At 31.7% G+C, this 9,740-nt stretch carries 13 protein-coding genes; 9 read left to right on the forward strand and 4 right to left on the reverse strand.

The genetic code is table 11. The features are described 5' to 3' along the window. Positions 1–2 precede the first annotated feature (2 nt). Together CVD18_RS12785 and CVD18_RS12790 are read left to right on the forward strand one after the other, a co-directional pair. Entirely contained in the window at positions 3–443 is a 441-nt protein-coding gene (locus CVD18_RS12785) for an N-acetyltransferase (protein ID WP_103865835.1), read from the forward strand. A 55-nt stretch (positions 444–498) separates the two neighbouring features. Continuing rightward, complete coding sequence (locus CVD18_RS12790) at positions 499–1,497, forward strand: App1 family protein (protein ID WP_103865836.1); 999 nt, start codon at positions 499–501, stop codon at positions 1,495–1,497. On the opposite strand, the gene CVD18_RS12795 is transcribed toward CVD18_RS12790, so the two are convergent. Then, positions 1,494–2,261 carry an XRE family transcriptional regulator gene (locus tag CVD18_RS12795; RefSeq protein ID WP_103865837.1) on the reverse strand — a complete coding sequence of 256 codons (768 nt, stop codon included), beginning with the start codon at positions 2,259–2,261 and terminating at the stop codon, positions 1,494–1,496. The genes CVD18_RS12790 and CVD18_RS12795 overlap by 4 nt on opposite strands. Before the next feature lie 166 nt (positions 2,262–2,427). Here CVD18_RS12795 and CVD18_RS12800 point away from each other — a divergent pair, with 166 nt between their 5' ends. Next, positions 2,428–2,811, forward strand: coding sequence for an endonuclease domain-containing protein (locus tag CVD18_RS12800; protein ID WP_158250452.1), 384 nt, complete (start codon positions 2,428–2,430; stop codon positions 2,809–2,811). Positions 2,812–3,169: 358 nt separating this feature from the next. After that, positions 3,170–3,610, forward strand: a complete 441-nt coding sequence (locus CVD18_RS22985) for a hypothetical protein (protein WP_199185079.1) — start codon at positions 3,170–3,172, stop codon at positions 3,608–3,610. 64 nt (positions 3,611–3,674) lie between these two features. On the opposite strand, the gene CVD18_RS12810 is transcribed toward CVD18_RS22985, so the two are convergent. Then, positions 3,675–4,241, reverse strand: a complete 567-nt coding sequence (locus tag CVD18_RS12810) for a nitroreductase (protein ID WP_103865839.1) — start codon at positions 4,239–4,241, stop codon at positions 3,675–3,677. A gap of 78 nt (positions 4,242–4,319) precedes the next feature. Here CVD18_RS12810 and CVD18_RS12815 point away from each other — a divergent pair, with 78 nt between their 5' ends. Next, positions 4,320–5,030 (forward strand): methyltransferase domain-containing protein, encoded by a 711-nt coding sequence (locus tag CVD18_RS12815; protein ID WP_158250453.1) that lies wholly within the window; start codon positions 4,320–4,322, stop codon positions 5,028–5,030. Then, entirely contained in the window at positions 5,027–5,470 is a 444-nt protein-coding gene (locus tag CVD18_RS12820; protein ID WP_103865841.1) for a hypothetical protein, read from the forward strand. Before CVD18_RS12815 ends, CVD18_RS12820 begins: the two co-directional genes overlap by 4 nt. Before the next feature lie 89 nt (positions 5,471–5,559). Here the strand turns inward: CVD18_RS12820 and CVD18_RS12825 are convergent, their stop codons facing one another. Both CVD18_RS12825 and CVD18_RS12830 read right to left on the reverse strand, forming a co-directional pair. Then, a complete protein-coding gene (locus tag CVD18_RS12825; RefSeq protein ID WP_103865842.1) occupies positions 5,560–6,720 on the reverse strand; it encodes a pentapeptide repeat-containing protein in 1,161 nt (386 codons plus the stop codon). A gap of 96 nt (positions 6,721–6,816) precedes the next feature. Then, positions 6,817–7,038, reverse strand: coding sequence for a hypothetical protein (locus CVD18_RS12830; RefSeq protein WP_103865843.1), 222 nt, complete (start codon positions 7,036–7,038; stop codon positions 6,817–6,819). Positions 7,039–7,461: 423 nt separating this feature from the next. On the opposite strand from CVD18_RS12830, the gene CVD18_RS12835 reads away from it, so the two are divergent. The 3 genes from CVD18_RS12835 to CVD18_RS12845 form a co-directional block, all read left to right on the forward strand. After that, entirely contained in the window at positions 7,462–8,595 is a 1,134-nt protein-coding gene (locus CVD18_RS12835; protein WP_103865844.1) for a formylglycine-generating enzyme family protein, read from the forward strand. 14 nt (positions 8,596–8,609) lie between these two features. Then, positions 8,610–8,978, forward strand: a complete 369-nt coding sequence (locus CVD18_RS12840; protein WP_158250454.1) for a CHAT domain-containing protein — start codon at positions 8,610–8,612, stop codon at positions 8,976–8,978. Between the two features lie 47 nt (positions 8,979–9,025). Beyond that, positions 9,026–9,740 (forward strand): IS630 family transposase (locus CVD18_RS12845; RefSeq protein WP_103865846.1); only part of this gene is annotated, 715 nt, incomplete at its 3' end.

The following is a 9,740-nucleotide window of genomic DNA, read 5'->3' on the forward strand; positions in this document are numbered from 1 at the left end:
AAATGGCAGATAATTTTGTTATTGAACATTGTAATAAAGAAAATTGTAAAAAAATTGTTTCTGGCATAAACAAATACAACCTAAGCAAAGTTCCTCCTATGTCTGATACATGGACTCCATTAGAATATGTAGTCAAAGGCAAAAACAATGAAGAAATAGCTGGTATACTTGCTGGAATAGGATATTGGAATGGTCTTGAAATTAAAATATTGTGGGTAAAAGAAGAATATCGAAATAACAAAATCGGAACTCGATTACTTACTCATGTTGAAAAAATGGCTATTGACAAAGGAGCAACAATTGCTATGCTAGATACCTTTGATTTTCAAGCCAAAGATTTTTATATAAAAAACGGATATTCGATTATTGGAGAAATCCCGAATTTTCCAAAAAAACATAAACGCTTCTATTTTTCTAAAAGATTGACTCATTCAAACGACTAATATATCATCTAAATAAAAAAACAGTTTATTATACTCTATAAAAATCCTTTTTTTCATGTTTAAGAAGAAAGCTTTACGTATTAACACATATCTTGGTTATGGTACAGATACTCTCTTTCGTGCTACAGGAAGAGCTCTTGAAGATGAAAATATCAATTTTGGTAAGAATCAAAACATTTTCAAAACGTTACGAAATATATACAGACAATTTGAGAGTGATGAGATTAGAAATACATTTATAGAATTAAAGTTACCTGATGGTCATATTATTGACACAAAAACAGATCAAGAAGGCTACTACCATATACAACTTAACAACACAACACTTTCTAAATATAAAGACAATCAAGGCTGGATCACATATAGTGTTTCTTATAAGAAAGAACTTCAAAAAAAAATAAATAATAAAAACAACTTCACTAGCCAGATGCTTATTCCTTCTGACAAAGCAGATTTTGGAATTATAAGTGATATCGATGATACTATCATACATACAGGTGTAGCATCTGTATTTAAATGGAGGGTAATTGCAAATACATTTTTTAAAAACTTTGATAAAAGAACTGCTATAGAAGGTACTGCCAAATTTTATAACAAACTACATTCTGGCAAAAATTCAGGCACAGCCAACCCTTTTTTTTATGTAAGCAACAGTCCTTGGAATTTGTATGATTATCTAAATGAATTTCTAAAAACAAATAATTTTCCCAAAGGCCCCGTACTACTAAGAGATTTTAGAACTCCTTTTGACAAAACACCTAAACCAAAAACACCTCATAAACAATCAGAAATCATAAATCTTCTAGAGATGTATCCTTATCTTAATTTTATTTTAATTGGAGATAGCGGAGAAAAAGATGCAGACATCTATACCAAAATTGCAGAGCTCTACCCTACTCGTATTTTGGCTATTTACTTAAGAAATGTAAAACATCGTCGAAAAGAAAAACGAATCAAAAAAATAATACACTCTTTTACTGCTTCCCCTATTCTTCTTGTTCAAACATCTGAGCAAGCTATTGAGCATGCTAAAAACTCAGGTTTAATTGATTAATTTTTTAATCCTCTAACTTCTGAAGTTAATGCTAACATAGCTTCCTGTAACTGTTTCATGCTTGCAATATCAGAATTAGCTTCAATATTAAAGCTGATTTTGCTATTTATTTCCCATAGCTCTACAATTTGATGTGCTTGGATGGTGTATGGTAAGTATTCTGAGTTCAAAGAAACCAATGTGATCACAGAAACATCTTCATTCTTTTTAATTTTCTTTACCACAACACTATCTTCTAGAACAACAACACATATTGTATTATTACTTACTTCTGCTAGATTATTTACAGCTTTACCTATCACCCACTCTTTTGGTTCAAGCAATGGCAACATACTATCTCCTTCTACCTGAAAACCACGATATGTCGCATTCCTATATTCGGGTAAGGGGATATCAAAAGCAGGTAACTGCTGATACCAATCCAAATCTTGTACATTATGAGGATATCCAGCAGCGGCTTTTACATTTACCAAAACTATATTTTCGTTATTATCAGAATCAATAGTAACTACTTTAGGCGATACATCACCCAAATGTAGTTGTATATTCTTTTGGGTACTTTCTCCAAAAAGCCACAAGGGATTTACACTAAATTCCTGTAGTAATCTAGCTACAACTTTTCCTGATATTTTAGTTTTACCCCTCTCTATATCAGCTGTAGAGTTTTTAATTTGCAATACTTTTGCAAAATCAGATTGGGTATAATGGTTCTCTTCGCGAATTTGTTTAAAACGCTTTATGGTTTGGTTGGTTGAAATATCCATAAAATCAAATTTTAATTTATTATCATATATATGGGGGTTAAGATTTGAGATGATTGAATAACAAAGATACAAGATTTTGGAATATTTCCAATTTTAACATGATTTGATTTTAATTTATATGGAAAAATTCCATAAATTTGGAAAAATTACAACTAAAGCAATCATTATGTCTTCACAAACTATTCCATTATATCAAAAGGTATCAGAGAAAATTATCAGACATTCATTAGATAATTCAATTACAGCTGTTAGTCAACTTGGCACCAAACTCCATGAAAAAGGGTTTCTCTTTCTCAAGAACCAAACTATTTCAAATTACAACTTTGACTTTTACTGCCCTACATATAAGGTTGCCATCGAGATTGACAGCTATGCACATGAATTTTCTGACATCTATAATCTAGATGCTCCTAAAAAGCTGATCATTTCTTCTTTAGGGATTACAGTACTCAGATATACCGATTATCAAATATTAACTGATATGGATGAAATTATAAGAACTATAAAAAATCATATAAAGTTTCATTCAAAGCACACCTATATTGTATAACACACTTTATCTACTTATAACAAGGTATTGATTAAACTTGCTCCTTTTTTTAGAATACGTGAATATTAAAAATTGACCTTTTTACATCATTGATATATTCATTTTATCAACCATAATCCTATATCTATTATAATTCAATATATAAAAACAAGAAAACAAGTAATAATTATTATCAAATAGCTTAGAAAACCAAATCCTTCAAACACCTTGTTTATAAATGAGTTAAGATTTTATTCTTGCATAATAAATAGTAAAATAGAAATAGTGTGTATTTTTTACCCATCTTAAATTTCGGATAGATGAAATAAAGTCTTAAATTTGGCGTTAAGTAACCAAAATTAACTATATCTATTTTATTATGAAAAAAATTTTTTTAGGAGCTATAGCTCTAATGTTTTTATCGGTAATCTCTTGTAAAGACACTGCAGACAAAGCTAAAGATGCTGCTGATACTGCTGGAGAAGCTGTAGAAGAAACTGCAGAAAAAGTAGAAGCTGCTGTTGAAGAAACTGCAGAAAAAGTAGAAGCTGCTGTTGAAGGCGTGCCTAGCTTTAGCGACCCTGCTGTTCAAGAATATGTTAATTCATACGAAGAGTACGTAGCAGAGTATAAGAAAATAGTAGAAAGTAAAGATATGAGTGCTTTTGCTGGACTTAGCCAAAAAGGACAAGATCTTGCTACAAAAGCTCAGGAAGTTTCTGGAAAATTAACTGGTGATGACGCTCAAAAATGGGCTGACTACATGACTGCAAAGTCTAAAGAAATGACAGAACTTGCTAAAGCAATGACACAACAATAGTATTTTAAAATATAAAATACGTCTGTTATGACATAAAAACCATCTGTTTTACAGATGGTTTTTATTATTCCATCCATTCTACTTTACTATCAATAGCATCTCGCTTAGAAACCTCACTCCCGCTTTTATCATAATTACCTAAGTAAAAAAAGCCCAAACATTGTTCTCCTTCTTCAAAGTCAAAGAAGTCACCCACATACTCTATTAGCTTAGGGCTACTCCAATAACATCCAACTTCATTAGCAGAACAAGTAAGCCACATATTTTGTACTGCCATTGCAGTAGCTGCCACTTCCTCCCATTCAGGGATACGTTCTTTTGGGTCTCGTTGCATACAAATAGCAATTATAACACTAGATGATGTACAATTATTAAGAATCTTTTCATACTTAAAAGGAGAAAAATCCTTATCAGAAGTGATATCGGTATATGTGTTAGACAAAAATATCCCTAATCTATTCTTTGCATCTCCTTGTACAACCTTAAAACGCCAAGGTTGCGTTAATCTATGTGTTGGAGCCCAATTAGCATTCTCCAGTATTTTTTTTATAATCGTTTTAGAAACGGGCTTTTCATTATATTGTTTAGGAAAAATAGAACGCCTGTTTCTTATTATTTGATCAATATCCATCTAATTCTTTATTTTTTTGTAAAGATATTCTTATTCCATAGACTAAAAATCTACATACTTGTTAATTAATACAACATTGTGAATCATAAGATTCGATTACAACAACCTGAACAACTTGATAATCTATCTTTATCTGGATTATCGTTACAAAACACTTTGAGTAGTTTAAAATTTATCAATACTTTTTTTGGAACTCACAGACAATTAAGCAAATCAATTGTATCATACTGTAAATCAAAACCTACCGTAAAAACATTTAATATTGTAGATATTGGTTGCGGTGGTGGTGATTGTATTGCATATATCTCTAAAGAATTAAAAAAACAGAATATAGCGGCTGTTTTAACAGGGATTGACGGCAACCCTGAAAGTATTTCTTATGCTATTCAACAAAACTCTAATAACTCATTTATCAATTATATGGTAGCAGATATCTTGGATGTAAATTTTGTTCCACCTCCTTGTGATATTTTAATCAGCAGCCATTTTATATATCATTTTAACACTAAAAACCTACATCTATTCTTAAATAAAATACAGCCTAAAAAGATAAAACATGTTATTTTCAGTGAGCTAAATAGAAACATACTTGCATATTATGCATTTAAAACAATTCAAATCATTCTTCCTATTTCTAGAATCGCAAAAAAAGATGGATTAATTGCTATACAGAGAGCTTTTACATACAAAGAATTAAAAACAATCTTACAAAACAACGGAATCAGAAAATATAAGATCTTAAAAAAACCTTTTTTTCGCATGATAGCACAAATAACTTTTACACAATGAAAAAACTACTTACCAAACATCTATCCTCTCTAAAAACCACTCCCAAAACAATGATTCTACTCTATAGCATCATTTATTTTATATGGGGCCTAGTTATGAATCGTTTTGGAATCGAAATGGAAATTGCACGATTTACATACTGGTGGCAAGTAATTAGTTGTTACATCTTATACATGGTACCTATTTCTATTCTACTAAAAAACTATTCTTTTTTTGAGCAATACTCATATGGGTTGGTTGCTATGGGGATATTAGAGTTCTTAGGCTATTGGCTACAAACATCATATGTCTACCCTAATAATATACTAGATGACATATTCAGCCCACAAAATTTTAGTCTAGGGATGGCTCTATTCTTTGCTTTATATTTTCCCGCAGGAAACTGGCTAGTGCAAAAAACACATGATTTGATTTTTTCAAAAAAAGAAACTACTTCGTAAGCCTGTCTACGAAGTAGTTATTTGAAATAAATCTTCAATTTCGAAACAAGCTTCGGAGCATTAAAATCTCACTTAGCGAGTAATTTTTTTTATTTTTTTGGCACTAGAACAAACTGTTTTTTACCTTGTTTTTTAACCCTGTATTTATTCTCAATTTCACCTGCTCCTTCAAGATCTAAGGTATCTGAAACATAATCAATCCAATCTTTTCTGTCTACAATGACATTATCTAATATCACATCAGTTAAATTAGCATTCTCTAACTTAGTTCCCCATAACACGGCTTCAGAAAGATCAGCTCCCGTAAGATCAGCCCCAAATAAATTAGCATTTGTAAGATCTACACTTAGCAATTCTGCATGTTTAAGGTCTGTATTATTCAATCGCGCTCTTTTTAAATTAGCGTCAGACAAATTTATCTTACTCATTTTTGTTTCTCGTAAATCACTACGCTCCAGATTGGCCGCAGGCATTTGAGCATTTGTTAGATCAGAATGATCCAATCGAGCATATTTAAGGTTTACACCTCTTCCCAGATTTACCTTTCTAAGGTTTGTATATTTAAAATCAGCAGAATTCAAAATATCTTGAGAAGACTCAGGCCCTAAATCACTTTTTAAAAGACTAAATAACAGTTGTCCTCGTTCTGGACTGATAGGGTCTTTTATTAATTCTCCTGTATCATTATCGATATATCGATAGGGCTTCATTGCCATACACAAACTAATAACTCTAGCTTCTAGAGTTTTACTTATATTACGTCCTCCAGAGCCTTTGTACTTTAATTCCTCATTTAGATCACCAAGTACATCACTCATTACAAATACTAATGACGATCTACGATCTGCCTCAACCAAACTGTTTTGATTAGTAATCAATTTATTTTGATTGATTAATAATTTGGTTTGAACAATTAATACCAAAGAAGGGATAATAGCAAACAAAAATGCAAATAATCCAACTCTGGTAATACGCCAAATCACACTAGAAGACACATCAGAAACTGAATCTACAGAAACTGTTTTATATTCTTTATACTCATTAATAGCGGTGCTAATACTCTTCTTTAATCTAGCTCCAAAAACTGGAGTACTTGATTTTTTTAAAAGCCACCATCTGAATTTTCTTTTCTTCTGCTTTCCTTTATTTATTTTATCCAGTTTATCCTGAAGTAATTTATTCTCTTTTTTTAGCCTTTCAATATAATCTTGTTCATTCACTACGCTATAGATTTGGGTATTACAGCGCATAAGATATAAAAGTTATTATTACTATAAAAAAGTAAGCCTTCTTACTTATACAAAAAGGCTAACTCAACATCGTATAAAACTGATAATCTGCTAGTTTTATTTAAGATAGGTCGAAATATCTTCTGCTATATCTTCTACAATAGAAATTTCCTCCTGTTCATCAATCAAATGAATCGTTTTGATCAAAAGCTGCACATATCCAGACACATAAGCTTTCTTTTGATTATCACTTACATATTGTTTTCCTTCTACTACTATAAATGTGACCAAATTACGTATGATCAATTTTACCTCAGAAATATCTAACTCCTTTTTCATTTCTTCATGATTTATTATTTTTAAAAGACCAGATTTATTTCAATAGAGATTCAAATAAAATCTGTTGCAACAAACATGAGTTGAAAACCAGTTATTTATATCTTTCTTACATTTTAAATTTTAGTACATACTGTAAAAACCACATAAACAAGTGCCACTGCAAACAAGCATATTCTTTTGATTAAGAAATATCCTCTAATTTTTTACTAAAAAACATATTCACAACTCACTAAAAAACAGTCATTAAAACTAAAATATCTAATTCTGAAAAAATAAAACGACACTTCATTAAACAATTAATCTTCGATTAAAAGCAAGTTTTCTCGTTTTGTAGAATATCACAAAAAAGTTTATCTTTTCATGACTTAAAAAAAAGATTACATTTGAAGAACCAACTTATTCCCATCCTAAACAAAAGCACAAATGATTCTGAATAGATATCACCCTTTTTACATAAGAGACATCCTGTTATTTACTAGTGTAATTATATGTATTGGTTGCAATAAAAAACAGCAGCCAAAAAAAATACAGGAATCAATTCTTACTACATCTATCCAGGTTATAGAAAATATTCCTAAAGGAATATCTATTCCAACAGGAATGGTATGGATTCCTGGAGGAAGTTTTACTCAAGGAGCTATAAAAAACGATACCTTACTAATGCACCATGAAACTCCTGCCCATGAGGTACTTATTGATGGATTTTTTATGGACACCACAGAAGTAACAAATGCTCAATTTCAAAAATTTATAGAGGCCACTTACTATACAACAGTGGCGGAGCGAGAGGTTATATGGGAGGAAATAAAGAAACAACTCCCCCCTAATTCTCCAAAGCCTGAAGATTCTTTATTACAACCTGGATCGTTAATTTTTAAAAAAGCACATCAAAGTGTTCCTAACCTTTATGATTATTCGCAATGGTGGTTATGGGAAATTGGTGCAAACTGGAAACACCCTTCTGGCCCTAAAAGCTCTATACAAGGAAAAGAAAATCACCCTGTGGTTCATATATCTTATGAAGATGCTGTTGCTTATTGCAATTGGGCAAGAAAAAGACTCCCCAGTGAGGCTGAGTGGGAATATGCATCGAGAGGAAAAGATAAGAATACTGTTTTTTTCTGGGGAAATAATTTAAAAAACTTAACCAAATATGCCAATACTTGGGAAGGGGAATTTCCTACACAAAACACAAATAAAGATGGGTATGAAAATAAAGCCCCTGTTGGCTCCTACCCTTCTAATTCTTATGGATTGTATGATATGGCAGGTAATGTATGGGAATGGACTCAAGATTGGTATAACATTACTTACTATAAGAAATTGAAACAACAAGGAGTAGCTCATAATCCCAAAGGGGCATCAAAACCATACAACCCCAATAACCCTACTGTACAAGAAAAAGTAATCAAAGGAGGGTCTTTTTTATGTAGCGATTCATACTGTGCAAGTTATCGCAATAGTGCCAGGATGGCCACTAGTATTGACTCTTCTTTAGAACATTTAGGTTTCAGAACTGTCGTAAGCTTGGATATGATTCGTGAGACAAAAAAATAACCTTCAGAGAGGTTGTGCTTCATTATATTCTTAATGATCATCAAGGGTCCCGAATACTAACTACGGTAGATGGTCCCGCTTTTAGTTTGGCAAGAGATTTCTTTTACTCTGGAGCAAAAAGTGTTGTTTCTTCATTATGGGCTGCCAATGATAAGTCCAACCAAGAATTAATGATTGATTTTTATAAAGGATTGGATCAAGGTATGACAAAATCAACTGCTCTGCGTAATGCCAAATTAAAATATATTCAGACACACAAAGGTAGTGAGTTATCTCCTTTCTACTGGGGTGCTTTGGTGCTTATTGGTGATCACAAGCAGATTTCCCTATCTCCACCAAACACGACAATACTATATGTAGCTATCATCATCATATTAACATAGCGGTAATATAATTAGATTATTTGGGATAAAATCCGTATATTGTCCCTATGAAAGAAATGGATTTTAGGTCAGTAGATTCGGCTACTAGAAAAGAAATACGCAAACGGGCTATAAAACAAATTAATTTAGGAAAAAGGAAGAAAGATGTTGCTATTATGTATGGAGTTAACCAGAATACGATTACCAATTGGGTTAAAAAATATAATAAGAAAGGCATTGAAGGATTAATAGATAATAAACGAGGAGTTAGTTCTCAGGACAAGAAGCTTCTTAACCAATCCCAAGAATTGGAGATTCAATCTATGATTACCGATGTTATGCCAGATCAATTAAAATTAGATTTTGGTCTATGGACACGTAAAGCCGTAAAAGAGTTAGTTGAAAGAGAATATGGGATAAAATTAGCGATAAATACGATGGGGGATTACTTACGCTCTTGGGGTTTTAGTCCTCAAAAACCAAAGAAACAAGCCTATGAGCAATGTTCAAAAAAAGTTCAATTATGGTTAGATCAGCAATACCCTGTTATTAAAGAGAGCGCCAAAAAAGAAAAAGCAGAAATACAATGGGGAGACGAGACTGGAGTAAGAAATACTAATCAACACGGTCGTTCTTATGCTCCTAAAGGAAAAACTCCTGTAAAAAAAAACATGTCCAAACGCTTTTCTATAAATATGATTTCTACAGTAACTAATCAAGGAAGTGTACAATTTATGATTTACTCAGGAACAATGAATGCCGATAGATTGATCGAGTTTTTAA

Source organism: Aquimarina sp. I32.4, assembly GCF_002924285.1.
GTDB lineage: Bacteria > Bacteroidota > Bacteroidia > Flavobacteriales > Flavobacteriaceae > Aquimarina.